Here is a 20,621-nt window from a genome sequence, read left to right as displayed (position 1 = left end):
CGGTTAATTAACTGTTATTGTTTTTTCGATAAATGTATCTGTCGTGCTTTTAAAACGCAGTGTGTAAACGCCGGCTTCAGTAGGTGTAAAGGTATATAAGGCTACCCGTGTAGGTACATCCATCGTGCAAATACAACCTTTGTAAATTGCTTCAACACTTACGGTTATTATTTTTCCATCTATGGTTTCTTTAAATTCATTAAATAAGCCACAGCCATTAGAAACCGGAAAGAAGACTTCTAGGATTAAGTCTTTGTTGACTTCAGTTTCTGTACTTCCTTTAACATCAATAACGACGGTTTCTGCGGTACTCTCACAATCTTGATCTTCTGTGTCTTTAGTTGTTGAACATTGCAATGCAAGAAATGCTACCGTAACAAGTAAAATTAGTTTTGATTTCATTGATGATTTTTAAGCAGATGCAGAAACTAGAGAGAGGTTGCGTACTCGTTATTAGATTATTTTCTGCTTTTTGAAAAAAGCGCTGAATACTGTAAAATTTATCTATTTAAACAGACCTCTACTTCTTCAATACCTTCTTCGTTTTCAGATAATACCACCAGCGTATCATGTTTATTAATAACAGTAGAACCTTTAGGAGTTAAAAACTTGTCATTGCGCTTTATCATGGCAATAATTGCAGTTTTAGGAAACCCTAATTCTACAATTTTTTTATCTACGGCATAACATTGCGGCGTAATCACAATTTCTTTCATTGCCGTTTTTGGTATTTCAGAAATAAAACGGGCAACATCTGCTTTTGAATCTTTTGCTTCGGGCAGCGCGACACCCAACCATTTGGCCACAATAGAAAGAGAAGTACCTTGTATAAGTACTGAAGTTACCGAGATAAAGAAAACAATGTTAAAGATCATATTGGCTTTCTCGATACCTGCAAGAAGCGGGTAAGTGGCAAATACAATAGGCGCTGCACCGCGTAGACCTACCCACGAAATATACAATCGTCTTCTCATTTTCATTTTAAAAAATGCCAGACTTATAAAAACCCCAACCGGGCGTGCTATAAAGATTAAAAATAGTGAGACCACGATACCTATACCAAAGAAAGGAACAATCTCTGTAGGGAAAACCAGCAATCCCAAAGTTAGAAACAGTACAATCTGCATAAGCCAGGCGAGCCCGTCAAACATTTTAAGAATGGTTTGCTTATGTATTAAATCTTGATTTCCCAGATATACTGAACAGATATATATTGCTAAAAAACCGTTGCCTCCTATAGATTCTGTAGCAGAAAAGGTTATAAACATCAAGGCGATTACCAGAACCGGGTATAAACCTTCAAAACCTAATTCTATTTTATTAATAATTAATTTACTGAGTTTACCAAAAACAAAACCGGCAATCCCACCCACGATCATTTGTTGTAGTAGCAAAGGTATTACCGAAAATAAGCCTTGATCCTGATTGATTACAAGCGTCAGAAAAGCAATGGTAAGTACGTATGCCATAGGGTCATTACTTCCGCTTTCTAATTCTAGCGTAGGCCTTAGATTGGTTTTTAACGCAAGACTTTTTGACCTAAGTATTGAAAATACCGCTGCGGCATCTGTAGACGATACTATAGAACCTAGAAGTAGACTTTCGTAAATGGTAAAATCGGTTAGATAAAAAACAAACACTCCGAGTGTAACGGCTGTTAAAAGAACACCAAGGGTAGAAAGTAATAATCCCTGACGTAAAATAGGTTTAACGCTTGACCAGTGTGTATCTAAGCCCCCTGAAAATAAGATGAAGTTCAGAGATACAATACCTATAAACTGAGCGATCTCCATATCGTCAAATATAATACCTCCTATACCGTCTGAGCCGGCAGCCATTCCTATACCCAAAAACAATAACAAGGTAGGGACTCCAAATCTATAAGACGTTTTACCTACTACAATACTTATGAAGAGCAGCAACGAACCTATTAAAACAATATTCTCAATGGTGATATTCACGTGTAGGGATTTTAGGTTGTAAAAATAGAAATTAAGCGTTAGCGTTTAAATCCTGGTTGTAAATACTTAAATTAAGATTGAAGTAAGGTTTTTTATAATCTTATTTTATGCGTTTACCTTGAGTCGTAAATGATAGCCCTTGCTGACCTCGAGTTGAAATCATAATAGCTTCAAAAATAGGATCTGTAAGTGCATTATTATTAAGCCAGTCAAAGATAAAATTTGCTCCAGTACCACCGGTGTCATCAGATTCTTCGATAATGATATCTACAGTTTCTAAGGGTTTAATGAATATGGGGTAGTCAAAATACGTGCGTATAAGTTCGCCAGACGTACTGTAATATGCTGCTTTTGTAAGGTATATAGAATCTTTATCACTGGTATTACGCATACTTACGGTAACGGTAAGATCGTGCGTATTGTGTTCTGAAGTACTGTAAATCTCAGAATAGATGCCTAGATAGGTACGTGCTTCTGTTAATGAATCATCTACAGGTATTGTTGCACTCCTTTTTTTCCAGTTGATAGGATTTATAGAACTCATTTCTTTCTGTTGCTCACACGAACAGATTAACAAGACCAGAAAAAAAGATAGACTAAGAGATTTGATGATTTTCATAAATTCAAAAATAGTATATCATAAATTAGTAAGATGTAATTAATACAGTTGAACATCGCTAATTTATAAATTAGCCTGTAATAGTAGTCTTAAACTTAAATAAAGCACGCTATAGACCTCACAATTACAGTCTCTTAAAATATAAAAGATAAAAACCTATTTAGTTTAAAAGTTCCTGCACTTCGGTTTTTAAGTAAATAAGCGCAACGGTTATTGGATTTTCTGCTTCTGAAAAATTTGACATCATCTTCTCGCGTAAGGCATTAGCGTCTGCTAAATTGGTGTCTAAAACGTGTTTACGTAATTGTGCAATTAACGTATTTTTTGAAGATTTAATTACATTCCAGCATTCATCAGACATATAAATCTGCTGTGATAAATTATGCTCAAATTCTTGTTGTACTTGTGCGATCACAGATTCTACATAAATTTTCTTATCTGAAGAATTAGGTTGAACACGCAGTAATAACTGAAGCGGATTTGAACGTTCTAAAAATAAGGTTAATCGCTCATAAGCCTGTAGGCGTAAAGGGAGAGTTTCGGTTTGTAATTCTTTATGTAATAAAAAACGTCTGCGTCTATCTTCATTTGTAAGAAAACCATCAAAAAAATAATACGCTAAGCCACCTACTACCAGTGCCGGCAATACCGGTATTAAAAAATTTAAAATATCATCCATAATCTAATAACGTACTTCTTTTTTAGTATCTACTTGAATTTTTCTGCCTGCAGTTTCTTTATCATAATTGCCACCTAAATATTCACAATCTAGAATTTCATTCATTCCGTTAAAAGGAACTTCTACTTTATGATAACTAAAACACGCAGCCAGCGTCTGTGTTAAGTTTTTATCGCCCAGGCTCAAATCAACATCTTCTGTAGTTAATTGACAAGGATGCTCGTAGCCACAGGCGTGGGTAATTTCTATTAATTCCTTCCTGAAATTTTTAAAATAGAAATTGGTACGTACAGCTTTGTCTTCAATATTAATACCAGATTGTAGCCATTTATTTTGCGTAGCAACACCGCTGGGACAGGTGTTGTTATGACAGGCTTTTGCTTGAATACAACCTATTGAAAGCATAGCCTCACGTGCAACGTTAATAACATCAACGCCCATTGCAAAAGCCATCGCGCCCTTTGCGGGTAGCCCTAATTTACCACTGCCTATAAAAACAATACGCTCTGTTAAATGGTGTTTTTTAAATATCTTATAAAGGTCGCTAAATGCATATACAAAAGGAAGTGAAACGTGATCTGCAAAACTAGGAGGTGCTGCACCGGTACCACCTTCGCCACCATCTACCTGAATAAAATCTGGACCTTTACCAGATTTTACCATAAGTTGAGCCAGTTTTTCCCAGTCCTGAAGTTTTCCTATTGCGGCCTTGATTCCTACAGGAAGCCCGGTAGCATTTGCAATATCTTCAACAAATTTTAATAAGCCCTCAACCCCTTCAAATGCAGAATGGGTAGCTGGGGAAATAACGTCTTTACCCATAGGTACGTGACGTATTTCAGAAATTTCCTGAGTGATTTTTGACGCTGGTAAAACGCCACCTTTCCCGGGTTTTGCACCTTGTGATAATTTTACTTCAATCGCTTTGACTTCTGGGTTTGCTTCAACTAATGCAATTAATTTTTCCATAGAAAAATTTCCGGCTTCATCACGTACTCCAAAATAACCGGTTCCTATTTGAAATACAACATCTGCTCCCTGTTTATGATAGGGTGAGAGACCGCCTTCGCCTGTATTGTGATAAGCGTGCGCCAGTTTACAACCTTTATTAAGAGATTCTATAGCTCGGGCAGAAAGCGATCCAAAACTCATTGCCGAGACATTAATCGCAGAGCCAGGTCTGTAAGGTTTTCGGCGTTTATTATGAAGCCCCATTACTTTTGCACAAGGTAAAAAATACGGGTTTTTTGAATTGGGATGATCTAAAGGGGCTTTAAAACCCATCATCGCATTGTTTATAAAAATGTAATTGGCTTCGTAAATATTTTGATCTGTACCAAAACCTTCATAGTTATTTTCATTTTTTGCTGAAGCATAAATCCAGCCGCGTTCTATACGATTAAAAGGAAGTTCTTCACGATTGCTTGCTACTATATATTGGCGTAATTCTGGGCCAATACTCTCAAGCATATACCGCATATGACCTACAATAGGAAAGTTGTGCGTTATGATGTGTTTTTTATTGAAAAAAATATCCCGAACGGCGATAACAACTAAAAATACGATAAGCCAGATCCACCACGGAATACTAGACAAAAAAGAAAGGACTTCACTCATAGATAGGTATTCATTACAGTCTTCAAACTTACAGATTTACAGACTTTTTTAGGAGGCGTTTGTAAAATTTTAGCATAGAAAACAACGGCTTAGATACTTCAGGTCTAGAAAATCACTTTAAATAAATCCTGAAGATTTAAAGCTATTCTTTATGTTAGTCTAAATAATTCACTAAACAAACAAACCCACAGGTAGCTGTACCTGCGGGTTAGTTTTTACAATTAGTTTAAGAGGTAGAAGCTATTTTTTATTGAGATAATCTAGCGTCAACTGGCTCATAACTTTAACTCCAAGTAGCATACCTGCGTCGTCAATTTGAAAATCTGGTGTATGATGCGGGTATGCTTCTTTATTACCCGGTGTCATCCCACCCAGAAAAAAGTATAAGCCCGGCACTTCTTCCTGAAAATAACTAAAATCTTCGCCGCCTGTGGTAGCTTTTACAAGATTTACCTTATCTGCTCCTGCAACTTTTTGGAGCGTAGGGAGCATTTGTTCTGTAAGTGCCTCATCATTATAGGTGATTGCAGTATTTGATTGAAATTCTATGGTCGCACTTCCGCCGTAGGCTTTTGCAAGACCTTCAGTCATTTCTGTCATTCTACGAATTATAAGTTCACGCATATTAGGATCAAGCGTGCGTACCGTACCTATAAGCTCTGCACTTTCCGGAATAATATTAAATCGTACTCCTGAGGTTATTTTACCAACCGTTATTACTGCAGGCTCTACTAATAAATTTGACTCTCTACTTATTATAGATTGAAAACCGTCTATAATTTGTGATGAAATATAAATAGGATCTACACCTCCCCAGGGCTGTGAGCCATGAGTTTGTTTACCATTTACTTTTACGACAAAGCGTTCTACAGCGGCCATAATACCTCCCGGTTTGTAATTAATTTGACCCACAGGTGTTGCACTATTTATGTGTAGGCCAAAAATCGCATCTACATCAGGATTTTTGAGAACCCCTTCCTTTATCATTAAAGAAGCACCACCTTCTTCTCCCGGTGGTGGTCCTTCTTCAGCAGGTTGAAAAATAAATTTTACGGTACCGTTAATCTTATCTTTATGTTGAGATAATATTTCTGCAACACCCATTAAAATAGCAACATGTGTATCGTGACCACAGGCGTGCATTACCCCGGTTTCTGTGCCTAGAAAATTTGCAGTAACATTACTTTTAAAGGGTAAATCATTACGTTCTGTTACAGGCAAGGCGTCTATATCTGCACGTAAGGCAACTACCTTACCCGGTTTTTTTCCTTTTAAAATACCTACGACGCCTGTTTTTGCGATTTCTGTTTGAACCTCAATACCCAGCGATTTTAAATGTTCTGCAATTTTTGCAGCTGTCTCAAACTCTTGATTGCTCAATTCTGGATGCTCGTGAATATCGTGGCGCCAGTTAATTACTTTATCTTCAATAGATTCTGCAGCCTTCATTATCGAAGCATCTGGAGATTGCGCAAATGCGGTTAAACCAATGCTGAGGAAAAGAATGTTTAGTTTTTTCATATAGATTTTTTAAAATGAAATTAAAGCGTAATCGAGATTTTGATAATAGATAAGTGCATTCATTGCAGATAATGCGAGTTGCGTATGTTGCCACCTTTTTTCTGAAGTTATATCACGAGCCCCAGCAGTTTGTCCACATAGCACCACAGGAATATTTAACTTATATAATTGTTCTAAGAGTTCGATATTGGGATTATCAACACCATATTTTTCTTTGTGAAATTCGTTATTGAGTAGGCTAAAAGCAGCACTACCATGAATCACAAGTACAGGTTTTAACTGATTTTGTGGTACACCTGCAGCGTGGTTCATATTTAAAAAACGGGCTACAGTATTAAAATAAGGGTTAAGTTCTGAAGGGTTTTCTGGAGACTTCGAGATATCAAACACAACTTTATAGGTTTGAGAAACATCTATCGGAATATCAAGTTTAGAAACGGTGTAAGTTGCTCCAAAGTCATTGATTAATGGACCGGTGATTTTTTCTTGCGCTCTTAAATTTTGAGAAAAAGCACTTATAAAAATAAAAAGAGCAAAAGCAAATTTAAAATGCATAGCAGATAATTATAGCTTAAAGATATTTAAAATTCATTAACGATTGCATCCCACGTATCGATTTCGTTTTGCCATACAATAACCCGGTATAGAAATCTTCTGTTTTTAATCAGACACTTTTTTTAATAACTATATGCATTATGGCTCGGGTAAAAAGCTAAGATTCCTTAATTTTCACTTCTTAAAAAATCAATTGTTTTGGAGGCACTTTTAGAAGGATTAAATGACGCACAACGTGCACCGGTATTACAAAAAGACGGGGCGATGATGGTGATTGCCGGTGCAGGCTCTGGTAAAACGCGTGTACTTACAATGCGTATCGCATACCTGATGCAACAAGGGGTAGACGCATTTAATATATTATCTCTAACGTTTACTAATAAGGCCGCTCGCGAGATGAAAACGCGTATAGGTACGATTGTGGGCAATAGTGAAGCAAAAAATCTATGGATGGGTACCTTTCACTCTGTATTTGCTAAAATCCTACGTATTGAAGGGCATCACCTGGGGTTTCCTCCCAATTTCACGATTTATGATAGTCAGGATTCTCAACGTCTTATTTCTGCTATTATTAAAGAAATGGGACTTGATAAAGATATTTATAAATACAAGCAGGTACACAGTCGTATCTCTTCCTTTAAAAACAGTTTGATAACCGTAAAGGCCTACTTTCAAAATCCAGAATTGATGGAAGCTGATGCGATGGCAAAAAAGCCACGTATAGGTGAGATTTACAAAGAGTACGTAGATCGTTGTTTTAAAGCAGGCGCAATGGATTTTGATGATTTACTGCTGCGCACAAATGAATTGCTCGCACGTTTTCCAGAAGTACTAGCCAAGTATCAGAAACGTTTTCAATACATTCTTGTAGATGAGTACCAGGATACAAACCACTCACAATATTTAATTGTAAAAGCCCTGGCAGACCGCTATCAGAACATTTGTGTGGTGGGAGATGATTCACAAAGTATTTACGCCTTCCGGGGTGCAAATATTAATAACATATTAAACTACCAGAAAGATTATGATGATGTAAAAGTCTATCGTCTGGAGCAAAATTACCGTTCTACAAAGAATATTGTAGAAGCAGCAAACTCTGTTATTGAACATAACAAAACCAAGCTTGATAAAATTGTCTGGACGGCAAATGACGACGGACCCAAAATAATTGTGCACCGCTCATTAACAGATGGTGAAGAAGGGCGTTATGTAGCAAGTACCATATTTGAGCAAAAGATGAACAAGCAGCTCAAGCACAGTGATTTTGCTATTTTATATAGAACTAATGCGCAATCTCGTGCGATGGAAGACGCTTTGCGTAAACGGGAAATACCGTATCGTATTTTCGGGGGATTATCGTTCTACCAGCGTAAAGAGATTAAAGATGTTTTAGCGTATTTACGAGTATTAACAAACCCCAATGATGAAGAAGGTTTAAAGCGTATAATTAACTTCCCTGCACGAGGTATAGGCGCAACCACCATAGACCGTCTGGTAATCGCTGCAAAGACGTATAATAAATCAATTTTTGAGGTGATGGAGAATATTCAGCACCTTGAAATACAAATTAATAATAGTACAAAAAATAAGCTCTACAACTTCGTCAATATGATTAAGAGTTTTCAGATTACTGCTGAAAACGCCGATGCTTTTGTTACTGCTGAAGAAGTAGCCCGTAAAACAGGATTGCTTCAGGAACTAAAGAAAGATGGCACGCCTGAAGGTATTGCACGTATCGAAAATATTGAAGAGCTGTTAAACGGTATTCGTGATTTTGTTGAAGGCCAGAAAGAAATCGTAGATGCGACCGGTTCACTCGCCGAATTTTTAGAAGATGTAGCCCTTGCCACAGATCTTGATAAGGAGGTAGATGATGTAGATCGGGTGTCTTTAATGACGATTCACTTGGCAAAAGGACTAGAATTCCCGTATGTTTTTGTGGTAGGTATGGAAGAAGATTTATTCCCTAGCGGAATGAGTATGAATACCCGTAGCGAGCTTGAAGAGGAGCGTAGATTATTTTATGTTGCCTTAACGCGTGCAGAGCATCAAGCTTATTTAACATATACCGAATCGCGTTATCGCTGGGGAAAATTGATAGACGCAGAACCCAGTCGTTTTATTGAAGAGATTGATGACTCATTTCTTGATATACAAACGCCTATGGAATCTTACAGGTATAAGCCCCTTGTAGATATAGATATTTTTGGGGAACCAGATAAAACTAAGTTACGACTTAAAAAACCGGTTGCCGGAAGCGCACCCACCGTAGGAAAACCTACACCGGGACAATTACAGAAATTAAGAAAATTAAGACCTGAAAGTACGAGTACACCATCTTTTAAAACAGATGATTTAAATGGAAATTTAAAAGCAGGAAGTAGAGTAGAACACAACCGTTTTGGTCACGGAGAAGTATTAGGAATTGAAGGAATAGGACAGGATCAAAAAGCAGAAATACGTTTTCAAACTGGTGGTATCAAGAAGTTGTTGTTGCGTTTTGCAAAATTGAAGATTTTAGAATAGACTAGAGGTAGTTTTAAAAAATCTAATAGTTTATTAACTGAACATCTTTATCGAAGCCAAAAGAGCAACGGGATCAATTTCTGTATTCACCGAATCATCGTCTGCGGTTACTGGTACATTTTGCTTTTCGTATTCCATTAAAGACCATACACCATTGTCATATTCTAACGCGGTAAGATGCTCAATCCAGTCTCCACTGTTTAGATAAATACAGTTTTTTTCTTTATAGAAAACTTTGCGTATTTGTGGTTGATGTATATGACCGCAAATCACGTAATCGAAGTCATTTTCAATAGCGAGTTGTGCAGCGGTTTCTTCAAAATTTGATACAAAGCTTACCGCTTTCTTAACACTGTTTTTAATTTTTTTAGAAAGAGAATATTTTGGTTTACCAAGTTTTGTAAGCCACCAGTTTATGAAGCGGTTAAAAACTATGAGAAAGTCATAGCCCCAGCCACCTAACTTCGCAATCCATTTTGTATGTTGTATAGAGGCATCAAAAACATCCCCGTGAAAAATCCAGGCTTTGCGACCGTCAAGATCTAAAACTAGTTTATCTACTATTGAAATATTCCCCAGATTCACAGGGCTAAACTTGCGTAATTTTTCATCGTGATTCCCGGTGATGTAAAATACTTCTGTTCCCTTAGCAGCAAGTGAAATTATTTTTTTAATCACCTGTAAATGCGATTTTGGGAAGTAGCGTTTTCTAAATTGCCAGATATCTATAATATCCCCGTTAAGAACCAGCGTTTGTGGTTTAACACTTTGCAGGTAATTCACGAGTTCTTTAGCGTGAGATCCATAGGTGCCTAGATGTACATCAGAAAGTACTACAAGTTCAACGTTACGTTTCAAAAACTGTTATTTTAAACAAATAAAAGCCACGGGTGTTACTACAGTTTTACGTGAATATTAAATTATTTTTTAGAATTAGTATTTAAGTGCTTAATTAGATGCCTTATCCCGCTAGTTTTTGGCTAAAACATTTTAATTTCGCCATTTAAATTTATGATATGGCAGGTAATACATTTGGTAAACTATTTACGCTAACAACTTTTGGAGAATCACATGGTGAAGCTATAGGTGGAATTATAGACGGTTGTCCCGCAGGAATAGAATTAGACTTAGATGCTGTTTACCGCGATATGGAGCGTCGCAAGCCTGGTCAATCTAAAATTGTAACCCAACGTAAAGAGCCTGATACCGTTCAGTTTTTCTCTGGTATTTTTGAAGGTAAGACTACCGGCACGCCTATAGGCTTCAATATTGTAAATACCAATCAAAAGTCTCACGACTACAGCCATATAAAAGACACCTACCGCCCTTCTCATGCAGATTATACTTATGATCAAAAATATGGGGTACGTGATTACAGAGGTGGTGGCCGTTCTTCTGCACGGGAAACAGCAAGTCGTGTTGCGGCAGGGGCCATAGCCAAGCAAGTTTTAAAAGATGTGAAAATAAATGCATTTGTAGACTCGGTAGGCGAGATACATATGACAACCCCGTATCAGGAGCTTGATTTTTCTTTAATAGAATCTAACGATGTACGTTGCCCAGATCAGGCATTCGCCGAAAAAATGATTGATAGAATAAAAGAAATACGCAAAGAAGGAAACACTATAGGTGGTACCGTAATGTGTGTTATACAAAATGTACCGGTAGGACTGGGCGAACCTGTATTTGATAAGTTACATGCTGAGCTAGGTAAAGCAATGCTTTCTATAAATGCAGTTAAAGGTTTTGAGTATGGTAGCGGTTTTCACGGAGCTTCTATGAAAGGAAGTGAACATAATGATTTATTTAACGCAGACGGAAGCACCAAAACAAACCTGAGTGGAGGTATACAAGGGGGTATAAGCAACGGTATGGATATCTATTTCAGAGTAGCGTTTAAACCTGTAGCAACCATAATGCAAACACAACCTACAATTGACAAAGATGGTAATGACGCAGAAATGCAAGGTAAGGGACGCCACGATCCTTGTGTAGTGCCCAGGGCAGTACCTATAGTTGAAGCAATGGCGGCTCTGGTATTAGCCGATTTCTTTTTAATTAATAAAGCTTCTAAAATTTAAGAATAACTTGATAAAGCATAAAAAACCTGAATATATGTTCAGGTTTTTTTATGTGCAGAATAAGGAAAAAATACTTTTTTGCTTAGGTAATTTTACCTAAATTTGAATAATAATAGTTAAAGGTCATAATTATGAGTTATTCAAAAATAGATCAGGATATTAATGAGGTCAATGAAGCTGCGGTTATGTATTACTTAGACAATACAGAGGTTAATTTAGCAACTTTAGATGCCTTGCGGGAGCGTTCTTTTTTTAATGAAGCTACACTTGCTGATTGGTTAAATATTAATGTAAAAACTCTTCGCAATTATAAAAATAACAACAGTGTTATTAAGGAACATGTGCAAGAAAAAATCGTCCTCTTAATGGCGCTATTCAATCACGGTAAAATGGTTTTTGGCTCATTTGAAAAATTTTCAGAGTGGTTAAAAAGTCCTAATTTTTTCTTTGATAAAAAGGCTCCTGCGGTATTTTTGAATACTTATAGTGGCACAAAGTTTATAGACAATCGCCTCACCGGGATGCAATATGGAGATAATGCTTAATTATTAATATGGAGCTTTACCGTATTGCAACAGAAAAATACGCCAATATACTTACTGCTTCTGGTGCTGCCGCAAGGTGGAATAAAGCCGGTGAGCAAATTCTGTATTCTTCATCTAGCCGAGCTCTGGCGACCCTAGAGCTTATTGTAAATTATCGTTCTATTGAGCCTGATGTAAAGTTTAAGGTTATGATACTTTCTCTATCAGATGACAGTTCACTTATAGATTTTTTAGATAAAGAACGACTTCCTTTAAATTGGCACGGAATTTTCGCTTATCCAGTTTTACAAAATCTAGGTTCATCCTGGTATCGCGCACAAAATAGTCTGGCTTTACGTGTTCCTTCAGCTGTTATTCCTCAAGAATACAACTATCTTTTAAACACCTCACATCCTGCTTTTGCCTCAAAAGTCAAATTAGCTCATATTGAAGATTATTTTTGGGATGATAGGCTGGCATAAGCGCTTACTTCAGATTTAAATTCTGTTGAATTTGTTTATCTTTCCCAACAAGGAAAAAACACCTCTATTTTTATATGAAAAACTTAGCATTGCATTGGAAGATTATTATTGGTCTTGTCCTGGGTATTATCTGGGCTTTAATCTCGAGTCAAATGGGATGGAGCCAGTTTACCATAGACTGGATCGCTCCCTTTGGAAAAATCTTCATTAACCTTTTAAAGTTAATTGCTGTTCCTCTTGTGCTTTTTTCAATAATAAGCGGTGTAGCAAATTTAGGAGATCCTGCTAGTCTAGGAAGAATGGGTGGGAAGACCCTTCTCGCTTACTTAATTACTACCGTGTTAGCCGTAAGTTTAGGTCTGCTTCTTGTTAATGTAATAGAACCCGGTAAGCTTGTTGATGAGCAGAGCCGTATCGATAACCGTATTAGTTATGAGATTTGGGCTGCAGATGAAGGTTACGTCATTAAAGACGGAGTTAATTACTTGCAGGATCCTGAGTTTATGGAACGTGCTAGAGAGATTTCAAATTTATCACATAGCCAACTTAAAGATGCTGCAGTAGATGATAAAATGAAAACTGCAGATGCTACTAAAAATGCAGGTCCGCTTCAACCCCTTGTAGATATTGTACCCGATAACTTTTTTAATTCTCTTGCGGATAATGGATTAATGTTACAGGTTATTTTCTTCGGTTTATTTTTTGGAGTAAGTATGTTATTTATAGATCCTAAAAAGTCAGCTCCGGTTACGCGTGCTGTAGATGGGATTATGGAAATATTTTTAAAAATGGTAGACTTGACTATGCAGGCAGCGCCATTTTTTGTTTTCGCTTTACTGGCAGGTGTTGTGAGTCAGATGGCGGGTAATGATATAGGTAAAGTTGTTGAGATTTTTAAAGGATTGAGCTGGTATTCATTAACCGTAGTACTTGGTTTAGCACTTATGATCTTTGTGATCTACCCACTTATATTTAAAATATTTGTTAGAAAGGTTTCTTATTTCGGATTTTTTAAAGCTATGGGACCTGCACAAACACTGGCATTCTCTACATCGAGTAGTGCAGCAACGCTTCCCGTAACTATGGAGTGTGTAGAGGATAATCTGGGAGTTGATAAAAAAGTAACCAGTTTTGTACTGCCTATAGGTGCGACCGTTAATATGGATGGTACCTGTCTTTATCAGGCTGTGGCAGTAGTGTTTCTAGCTCAACTTCATATGATAGATTTAACTTTAGGGCAGCAGCTTACTATAGTGTTGACCGCTACACTTGCATCAATAGGTTCTGCGGCGGTACCCAGCGCAGGTCTGGTAATGCTAATTATAGTTTTAGAATCTGTAGGTTTAAACCCAGCGTGGATAGGTATTATTTTTCCTGTAGATCGTATACTAGATATGTGTAGAACTGTAGTTAACGTTACGGGTGATGCAACGGTCTCTTCAGTGATCGCAAAAGGGGAAGGTCTGTTTAACTACAATCCTCATAAAAAGCCTGATGAAGCTTTTGATATTGAAGAATAATCATTAAAAGACTAAAAATAAGACACTTACGTTTTGTTTATTAAATAAATAAGTTTATTTTAGGAATCCCAATCTATTAAACGGTTTCCCTATACAACCACTTAACTTACCATTTGCCGATCTAAATGAGTAAGTATGAGAAGAATTTTATTTTTATTTTTTATCGGAACGTATGTTGTAAATGCACAAGTGGGGATTGGTACCACAAATCCTAGTGCATCAGCAATGCTTGAAGTAAGTAGTTTGTCTTCAGATGGAAGCTATAAAGGTTTTATGCCACCCCGAGTTACAGTCGTTCAACGCGATTTAATACGAGCTGATGAAAGTGACCTTGGTTTGCTTATTTTCGTAAGTGATCCTGTGGCTTCTATCTATGGTTTGCAGGTGTGGAATGGTGTTTTCTGGGAAAATGTGCATCTTTTACAAAATTCGATTCAACCTACAGAAGTAGCATTTACTTCTACGAGTAGAGATCAAATTGAAAATTCGGGTGCTATTGATTTAGAATTTAATATTACTAACCCATCACTTACCGCGCCTATAAATATTACCATTTCGGCCTCTGCCTATAATGATTTAGATGAATCTTTAGCACAAGTAGTAACAATTCCTGCAGCGACTTCAGTTTTTAATGCATCTTCGATTTTTAGAATTACTAATGATGATCTTGTAGAAGGTAATGAGGTTATAAACTTTAGCATAACTAACGTAAGTGGAGGTTCTGGAGCGCCTACCATAGGTATAAATTCTAGCTTTTTACTAATGGTAATAGATGATGATATTAAAGTGTGGATTAATGAGATACACTATGATAACATAGGGGGAGATATTGATGAGCGTGTTGAAATTGCAGGTTCTGCAGGAGTAGATCTCACGGGTTATTCTATTGTGCACTACAATGGCGCAAATGGAGCCGTAATTAGCACTTCTAACATTACCGGTAGTATTCCAGACCAGCAAGCAGGTTTGGGTACTTTAAATATTAATATACCGTTACAAAATGATATTGAAGGAATAGCTCTGGTAGACCCTTTAGGAGGTGTTATTCAATTTTTAAGTTATGAAGGTGTCATAACTGCGACGGCAGGACCGGCAAATGGTATGACATCTATTCAGTTACCTTTAGATGAAACCATTGCTCCAGAAATAGGTTTTTCACTACAGTTAGTAGGTGCTGGTAATCAATACTCAGATTTTATTTGGGCAGCAGGAATCGCTAATTCCATTGGTCAAATTAATTTAGGTCAAATATTCAACTAAAGCTAATAAATTTTTACAATCATAATTAGGATTCTCAGCTAGCGGATATTTGAACTTACCATCGCGAGCTATAAATGCTGTTTGCATACCGGTACGCTGTGCACCTATAATGTCCCAGCCGTGGGCAGCAACTAAAAGTGTCTCCTCAGGTTTTGCTTTCATTTTATTAAGTACATATTGATAGGGCTTAGGATGCGGTTTAAAAGCCTGCGCTTCGTCTACACTATATATATTATTAAAAAGATGCTCGAGTTCTGCAGTTGCCATTTGTTCTTTAGCAACAGTAGAATTGCCATTGGTGAGAGCCACAAGCGTAAAACCTTCTTCTTTTAGCTTTGTAAGCGCTTCAAGGACATCTGCGTGTGGCTGTAGTTTTTATCATTCCCAAAATACTTTTAATTTCTTCTTCAGGAATTACTTTTCTGAATTTAGCGGCAGTCATTTCAAATGTTGCCTTAACTATTTTGCTGAAGTCCTCATGATGACCGGTTACAGCTTCTACTAATGAATAATGCAAAAGAGCACTAAACCAAATGTCAAAAGCAAGATCACTACTTAGAGAGGCGTTAATACGTCTTGCCAGGGGTTTAAGATCTAATAAGGTCTCATTAACATCAAATATTATATGTTTTGGTCTCAAATTTAATAGTTATAGGTTTATAGTATATCCTTTAGGATAACGCACTTCATAACTAAAGTTTTTAGTAGAAGAAGCTTTAGAAGCAAGTTCTAGATTCCATTTGAGAATACCGGTTTTCTCATCATATTTTGCGTCACCAAAGGATTGATCTGATATTTTTATATCTTTATTTTGAGAAACAGGAATACGGTCTTCTAGCAGTAAATTAATTTGAGAGCTTTTAGTATTACGTACCGAAATTTCAAACGCCTTAGCTATAACGCGATTACCTCCTAAAAGTGACTTACTTTTAAAATTGTCCTTTTTCTCACGCTTCACGATAATATTAGGGTCTATTCCTAGTGAGATTTCCAAACTGTCTGTAGTTGCCAGCGGATTTATAGCTGTCTTTCCCGCATAACTTCCTTCAAAATAAATATTGGCCTCACCTTGTAGTAAGTCAAAACCTTCCCAATTTGTTACCGTAGCCGTTAAAAAAACATTTTCGTTAAGTTCTGGAGCTGCATAGTGTTGGTAGTTTGCGGGTAACTCAAACGTATCAATTTCAATGGTGGTTATATCTGTATTAGAAACTATTGTATAACGCTTTTTGATTTCAAAACGCGTATTTGTTAAGCTCTCTTGTTTAGTTTCAACATTTTCACTGTATGATTTTTCTGGAGCAAGTGAGCTGTTTCCTCTAATAGTAATTCCGGTTGCCTTTCCGCTTAATGCACGAGAAACATCATCACCTCCATAACCTACCACTACAACTTCATCAAGTGATTGACTGTCTTCTTCAAGCTGCACATTCATCATTGAGGCATAAACCGGTAAAGATTCATCTCTAAAACCTAGAGAGGAGAAGCTTAGTTGCTGGCCGCCATTAGGTTGTATCGTTAATCTGTATTTGCCGTCAAAGTCTGTAGTTGTGCCATTTGATGTGCCTGTTTGAATAACATTAACGCCGGGTAGTGGTGCGCCCGAATTATCACTTAATATACCAGAAACACTGCGAATGGTAGGGTTATATTTAAGGTTGCTTCGATTTATAGCACCTGTGCTACGGTAATTAGCGCTTACAAAGTTGAGGTATTTGGTTTCCAGATTGGGTTTAAAATTATTGGTATTGGGATCACCTGTAGACAGCACAAGTTTAACATCTTCCCAGTCGATACCACTTTGTTGATAAATACTGGCCTTGTAATTTAGCTGTATGGGGCTTGAAGTATTTGCAGCACGTATATCGTAAAGAGGAAACCATCCTGCATTTTGAATGATATAGGATAACGCTAAGTTTAAAGTTTTAGAGGTTTCACTTTGAAGCTTGATGGTAATCTCTCCACGTGTTTCTTTACGAGAATCATCAAGTTTTGACATTTGCTGACGGTAGTCATCTATTCTTTGAGTTAAATCCTGAAGCTCCCGGGTTAGCGTGTAGATGGTATTTTGAATTTCGGTGCTGCGTTCCCGATAATATGTGCTTATTTGCTTTACTTTTTCTATAGAAAGATCTGTATTGTCACTGTTGATTCGCTGATTTTGAGATAGCAAGTTTAGCTCTCTGTTAAAGCCTTCAATTTTATTTTGAATGGAGCTTTTACTGAAAAGCAATTTGTCTAATTCAGATTTTAAACCTTCATATTCTGCCGAAGCAGCCTTCTTCTCCAGGTAATCAAGATCAAAGGCGATTGAAAGAATACTGGCATCCTCAAGACCTCTTAACTGAATACTGTTTTCCAAAATGTCTGGAGAAAGATTATTGAAAACCAACTCATTTACTCCGGGTTTAATAACCACCGAAGCAGACCGTTCTATAGTAGCTCCCTGTAAAAAAACCGTTACCTTTTCAATCTTAGAAGTTTGCTTTAAGATAGGCTTATCTGTAGCAAAAGAACTCCAATTACAAAAAAAGAGGCAGAAAAAAATTGTAATTATAACTTTCATATAGAATATATTTTCCTTAAAAATAAAGGAAAAGTTTAGATTAAAAAGCACGTTTTTAAACAGATAACAAATTATTATTCTAAGAAACGCGATTTAAGTTCTGGTGTAGGAATCATACAGCTTTCTTTTTTGCCAAACCACTTATATCTGTTGCGGGCAATAAAATCATAAACGTAATTTCTAATAAAGCCGGGAATAATCATAAAGCCATACAGCAATGGGTATCCTTTATCTAAAAATCGAGATATACGCAGTGCCGCAGTTGATTTTACAGAAACTTTATCTTCTTCTACGAGAATTATAGAATCTGTTTTTTGAGGATCAATTTTGTGCTTTTTTAAAAGCCGCATACCTGTTTCACTCTGTAGTGAAGCAAATTTAAAAACAGCTTTTGAATCTTGCTTTATAATAAAATTGATCGCCCCATTACATAAGTTACAAACCCCGTCAAAAAGAATTATTTTAGAGTCCATCTACTGTTTTGCGCGTTGTACAAGTTCAAGTGTTTCTACATCTACATTTGTAGTAAACATCCCATAATCTACTATTGCTTTGCCTTTTTCTATGTTATGAATTGTGCCTACCGCTCTGCCATCTGGTAATCGCACGCGGTCGCCTACTTTTAAAGTAACCTTGGGTTGCTCTTTTTCTATTTGAATTTCTTTCTGCTTTTGTTCTTTTTTCTTTTCGCGTATAACTTCGACTTTTTTCTCAGCTTCTTGTTTTATGAGATCTTCACGAGCCTTCTGTGCGCGTTTTTCTTTTGCAGATTGCTTGGCTCGTTTTGAGTTTTCGATCTGTACAACCTTAAACAACTCATCAATAAGCGCTTTTTTATTCTTGTTTGTATAAAACTTATCGCTGAGGTCGTTTAATTTTTGGCCAAGGTATATTAAACGCTGATTACTGTCGTAAAGCTCCTGATAGCTTTCTAATTTTTCCTGAATTTTTGTATTTATTTTAGAAAGTTCTTGCTTTTCTTTTGCCGCTTCCTGCTCTTTAGTTTTTAAAGATGTTGTGGTTTTAGCAAGTTTGCTGCGCTCTTTCTGTAAATCTGCAATACTCTTGTCAAAACGTATTTTGCCGCGCTCAACTTTCTTTTTTGACCTGTTAATAAGGGAATAGGGGATGCCATTTTTTTGTGCAACCTCAAATGTAAATGAACTGCCGGCTTCACCAACGTGCAATTTATATAGTGGCTCTAAAGATCTCGAGTCAAAAAGCATATTTGCATTTGTGATTGCTTCAGTCTCATTAGCCATCATTTTTAAATTTGCATAATGCGTTGTAATAATACCATAACTACCGCGCTCATAAAATACTTCTAAGAAGGTTTCGGCTAAAGCACCACCTAATTCAGGATCACTACCGGTACCAAATTCATCAATAAGAAAAAGTGTATTCTCGTCACACTTTTTCAGAAAATAGTTCATATTTTTTAATCTGTAGCTATAGGTACTTAAATGGTTTTCTATGCTTTGATTGTCACCTATATCTGTAAGAATCTTTTCAAAAAGGCAGAATCTTGAATATTCATGAACTGGAATTAACAACCCGCTTTGCAGCATAATTTGTAACAGTCCAACCGTTTTAAGTGTGATACTTTTACCACCTGCGTTAGGACCACTTATAACAATTATGCGGTTTGCCTGATCTAATGTTATATCCTGCGGAAAGGTTTTTTGACCTCGTTTCTTATTATTTATTAGAAGTAATGGGTGATAAGCATCTTTAATTTGCAGCTCACGGTCTTGTGTGATTTTTGGTAAGACTCCATCAAGTTTTTTTGCGTATTTAGCTTTCGCCGAAATCACATCTATTGTGCTTAACAGTTTTTGATAATCATCTAGTAGCGGACTAAATGGCCTTACATAATCTGTTAATCCTTTCAAAATGCGCTTTACCTCTTCCTGCTCATCGTACTGCAGGTTGTTAAGTTCGCGCTGGTGATTTTGAGTCGCTTCAGGCTGAATGTAAACAATGCTTCCGGTTTTTGAATTTCCCAGAATAGAACCTTTAACTTTACGTCTGTGCATAGCTGTTACCGCAAGTACACGTACGTTATCGACAATAGATTCACGGATCTCATCAAGATATCCGTATGATGCATATTGTGATAATGCCGAAGCAAAACTACTATTGATTTTTCCTTTAACTATATTAATAGATCTTCTGGTATTTAAAAGTAACGGTGATGCATCATCTTTAATCTCACCAAAGCGATCTACAATTGTATTAATCTCATCGGTTAAAGCTGTAGTGTACTCGGTATCCTCAACGGTTTTAAAAAGTGTAGGGTAGTAGGACTGAAATTTTCTAAAGTATCTTAAATGGGTATTAGCCGTCTCAGATAAACTTCCTATTTTTCTAAAACTACCCACTTCAAGTGTGGTATCTTCAATACCCAGCATTTTGAGTTCGTGGTCAAGTGCATCAAAACCGTGATTAGGTATAGGCGTCTCGTGAGTATCAGAACTTATATACTCCTGTGTTTGATTAAGTGCAAAAATTGTCTTCTTAAAGCTTCTTTGTGGTATTAACTTAAGTGCCTTAAGTTTACCTTTATCTGTAACGCACAACTCACTTACCTGAGCACAAACGGTATGAAATTCTAAATCAGCAAGTGTTTTAGGGTGGATTTTTATCATAGCAATGCCTATTTTAAGGCCGAAAATAACTTAGTTTTTTTTGAAATTTAATTTAAATGAAC

Annotated in this window: 18 protein-coding genes and 1 pseudogene; 6 read left to right on the top strand and 13 right to left on the bottom strand. The window is 36.7% G+C overall.

From position 1 onward, the window contains the following. Positions 1 to 3: 3 nt before the first annotated feature. From P164_RS09180 to P164_RS09150, 7 genes are all read right to left on the bottom strand, one after another. The gene (locus tag P164_RS09180; RefSeq protein WP_051621315.1) at positions 4 to 402 is read right to left on the bottom strand and encodes a hypothetical protein; all 399 of its coding nucleotides are present in this window, start codon (positions 400 to 402) and stop codon (positions 4 to 6) included. A gap of 98 nt (positions 403 to 500) precedes the next feature. Continuing rightward, the gene (locus P164_RS09175; protein ID WP_028376103.1) at positions 501 to 1,961 is read right to left on the bottom strand and encodes a potassium/proton antiporter; all 1,461 of its coding nucleotides are present in this window, start codon (positions 1,959 to 1,961) and stop codon (positions 501 to 503) included. Between the two features lie 100 nt (positions 1,962 to 2,061). Further along, entirely contained in the window at positions 2,062 to 2,580 is a 519-nt protein-coding gene (locus tag P164_RS09170) for a DUF3124 domain-containing protein (RefSeq protein WP_051621314.1), read from the bottom strand. A gap of 160 nt (positions 2,581 to 2,740) precedes the next feature. Then, positions 2,741 to 3,259, bottom strand: a complete 519-nt coding sequence (locus tag P164_RS09165) for a hypothetical protein (protein WP_028376101.1) — start codon at positions 3,257 to 3,259, stop codon at positions 2,741 to 2,743. 3 nt (positions 3,260 to 3,262) lie between these two features. Continuing rightward, positions 3,263 to 4,876 carry an FMN-binding glutamate synthase family protein gene (locus P164_RS09160; protein WP_028376100.1) on the bottom strand — a complete coding sequence of 538 codons (1,614 nt, stop codon included), beginning with the start codon at positions 4,874 to 4,876 and terminating at the stop codon, positions 3,263 to 3,265. Positions 4,877 to 5,116: 240 nt separating this feature from the next. Beyond that, positions 5,117 to 6,397 carry an amidohydrolase gene (locus P164_RS09155; protein WP_028376099.1) on the bottom strand — a complete coding sequence of 427 codons (1,281 nt, stop codon included), beginning with the start codon at positions 6,395 to 6,397 and terminating at the stop codon, positions 5,117 to 5,119. 9 nt (positions 6,398 to 6,406) lie between these two features. Beyond that, positions 6,407 to 6,952, bottom strand: a complete 546-nt coding sequence (locus P164_RS09150; RefSeq protein WP_035899717.1) for a DsrE family protein — start codon at positions 6,950 to 6,952, stop codon at positions 6,407 to 6,409. Positions 6,953 to 7,150: 198 nt separating this feature from the next. Here P164_RS09150 and P164_RS09145 point away from each other — a divergent pair, with 198 nt between their 5' ends. After that, positions 7,151 to 9,478 carry an ATP-dependent helicase gene (locus P164_RS09145; protein WP_028376097.1) on the top strand — a complete coding sequence of 776 codons (2,328 nt, stop codon included), beginning with the start codon at positions 7,151 to 7,153 and terminating at the stop codon, positions 9,476 to 9,478. Between the two features lie 33 nt (positions 9,479 to 9,511). Here the strand turns inward: P164_RS09145 and P164_RS09140 are convergent, their stop codons facing one another. Beyond that, positions 9,512 to 10,336: a UDP-2,3-diacylglucosamine diphosphatase gene (locus P164_RS09140; RefSeq protein WP_028376096.1), complete on the bottom strand. Its 825-nt coding sequence runs from the start codon at positions 10,334 to 10,336 to the stop codon at positions 9,512 to 9,514. Positions 10,337 to 10,494: 158 nt separating this feature from the next. On the opposite strand from P164_RS09140, the gene aroC reads away from it, so the two are divergent. The 5 genes from aroC to P164_RS09115 all read left to right on the top strand — a co-directional run bounded on the left by aroC (position 10,495) and on the right by P164_RS09115 (position 15,345). Beyond that, entirely contained in the window at positions 10,495 to 11,559 is a 1,065-nt protein-coding gene (gene aroC, locus P164_RS09135; protein WP_028376095.1) for a chorismate synthase, read from the top strand. A 131-nt stretch (positions 11,560 to 11,690) separates the two neighbouring features. Continuing rightward, positions 11,691 to 12,104: an MbcA/ParS/Xre antitoxin family protein gene (locus P164_RS09130; RefSeq protein ID WP_035899716.1), complete on the top strand. Its 414-nt coding sequence runs from the start codon at positions 11,691 to 11,693 to the stop codon at positions 12,102 to 12,104. An 8-nt stretch (positions 12,105 to 12,112) separates the two neighbouring features. After that, on the top strand, positions 12,113 to 12,565 hold the full coding sequence (locus P164_RS09125) for an RES family NAD+ phosphorylase (RefSeq protein WP_028376093.1): 453 nt from the start codon (positions 12,113 to 12,115) through the stop codon (positions 12,563 to 12,565). A 74-nt stretch (positions 12,566 to 12,639) separates the two neighbouring features. Then, positions 12,640 to 14,085 (top strand): dicarboxylate/amino acid:cation symporter, encoded by a 1,446-nt coding sequence (locus P164_RS09120; RefSeq protein WP_028376092.1) that lies wholly within the window; start codon positions 12,640 to 12,642, stop codon positions 14,083 to 14,085. Between the two features lie 135 nt (positions 14,086 to 14,220). Beyond that, the gene (locus P164_RS09115; protein WP_028376091.1) at positions 14,221 to 15,345 is read left to right on the top strand and encodes a lamin tail domain-containing protein; all 1,125 of its coding nucleotides are present in this window, start codon (positions 14,221 to 14,223) and stop codon (positions 15,343 to 15,345) included. Here the strand turns inward: P164_RS09115 and P164_RS09110 are convergent. The 5 genes and pseudogenes from P164_RS09110 to P164_RS09090 all read right to left on the bottom strand — a co-directional run. Continuing rightward, positions 15,325 to 15,660 (bottom strand): annotated as a pseudogene (locus P164_RS09110) (HAD-IA family hydrolase); the annotation flags it as partial. The gene P164_RS09115 and the pseudogene P164_RS09110 overlap by 21 nt on opposite strands. A gap of 31 nt (positions 15,661 to 15,691) precedes the next feature. After that, complete coding sequence (locus P164_RS09105; protein WP_051621312.1) at positions 15,692 to 15,985, bottom strand: hypothetical protein; 294 nt, start codon at positions 15,983 to 15,985, stop codon at positions 15,692 to 15,694. Between the two features lie 9 nt (positions 15,986 to 15,994). Continuing rightward, positions 15,995 to 17,911: a mucoidy inhibitor MuiA family protein gene (locus P164_RS09100; protein WP_028376090.1), complete on the bottom strand. Its 1,917-nt coding sequence runs from the start codon at positions 17,909 to 17,911 to the stop codon at positions 15,995 to 15,997. A 74-nt stretch (positions 17,912 to 17,985) separates the two neighbouring features. Beyond that, entirely contained in the window at positions 17,986 to 18,384 is a 399-nt protein-coding gene (locus P164_RS09095; protein WP_028376089.1) for a thiol-disulfide oxidoreductase DCC family protein, read from the bottom strand. Continuing rightward, positions 18,385 to 20,559, bottom strand: a complete 2,175-nt coding sequence (locus tag P164_RS09090) for an endonuclease MutS2 (protein ID WP_028376088.1) — start codon at positions 20,557 to 20,559, stop codon at positions 18,385 to 18,387. Positions 20,560 to 20,621: the final 62 nt, after the last annotated feature.

This window comes from Leeuwenhoekiella sp. MAR_2009_132, from assembly GCF_000687915.1.
Lineage (GTDB): Bacteria > Bacteroidota > Bacteroidia > Flavobacteriales > Flavobacteriaceae > Leeuwenhoekiella.
The sequence above is the reverse complement of the archived record's forward strand: the minus strand, read 5'-3'. Positions and strand labels throughout refer to the sequence as shown.

Bases quoted from the DNA above. Each gene is read 5' to 3' on its own strand.
- P164_RS09180 (WP_051621315.1), bottom strand. From the start codon at position 402: ATGAAATCAAAACTAATTTTACTTGTTACGGTAGCATTTCTTGCATTG.
- P164_RS09170 (WP_051621314.1), bottom strand. From the start codon at position 2,580: ATGAAAATCATCAAATCTCTTAGTCTATCTTTTTTTCTGGTCTTGTTA.
- P164_RS09165 (WP_028376101.1), bottom strand. From the start codon at position 3,259: ATGGATGATATTTTAAATTTTTTAATACCGGTATTGCCGGCACTGGTA.
- P164_RS09160 (WP_028376100.1), bottom strand. From the start codon at position 4,876: ATGAGTGAAGTCCTTTCTTTTTTGTCTAGTATTCCGTGGTGGATCTGG.
- P164_RS09155 (WP_028376099.1), bottom strand. From the start codon at position 6,397: ATGAAAAAACTAAACATTCTTTTCCTCAGCATTGGTTTAACCGCATTT.
- P164_RS09150 (WP_035899717.1), bottom strand. From the start codon at position 6,952: ATGCATTTTAAATTTGCTTTTGCTCTTTTTATTTTTATAAGTGCTTTT.
- aroC (WP_028376095.1), top strand. From the start codon at position 10,495: ATGGCAGGTAATACATTTGGTAAACTATTTACGCTAACAACTTTTGGA.
- P164_RS09130 (WP_035899716.1), top strand. From the start codon at position 11,691: ATGAGTTATTCAAAAATAGATCAGGATATTAATGAGGTCAATGAAGCT.
- P164_RS09125 (WP_028376093.1), top strand. From the start codon at position 12,113: ATGGAGCTTTACCGTATTGCAACAGAAAAATACGCCAATATACTTACT.
- P164_RS09120 (WP_028376092.1), top strand. From the start codon at position 12,640: ATGAAAAACTTAGCATTGCATTGGAAGATTATTATTGGTCTTGTCCTG.
- P164_RS09115 (WP_028376091.1), top strand. From the start codon at position 14,221: ATGAGAAGAATTTTATTTTTATTTTTTATCGGAACGTATGTTGTAAAT.
- P164_RS09100 (WP_028376090.1), bottom strand. From the start codon at position 17,911: ATGAAAGTTATAATTACAATTTTTTTCTGCCTCTTTTTTTGTAATTGG.
- P164_RS09095 (WP_028376089.1), bottom strand. From the start codon at position 18,384: ATGGACTCTAAAATAATTCTTTTTGACGGGGTTTGTAACTTATGTAAT.
- P164_RS09090 (WP_028376088.1), bottom strand. From the start codon at position 20,559: ATGATAAAAATCCACCCTAAAACACTTGCTGATTTAGAATTTCATACC.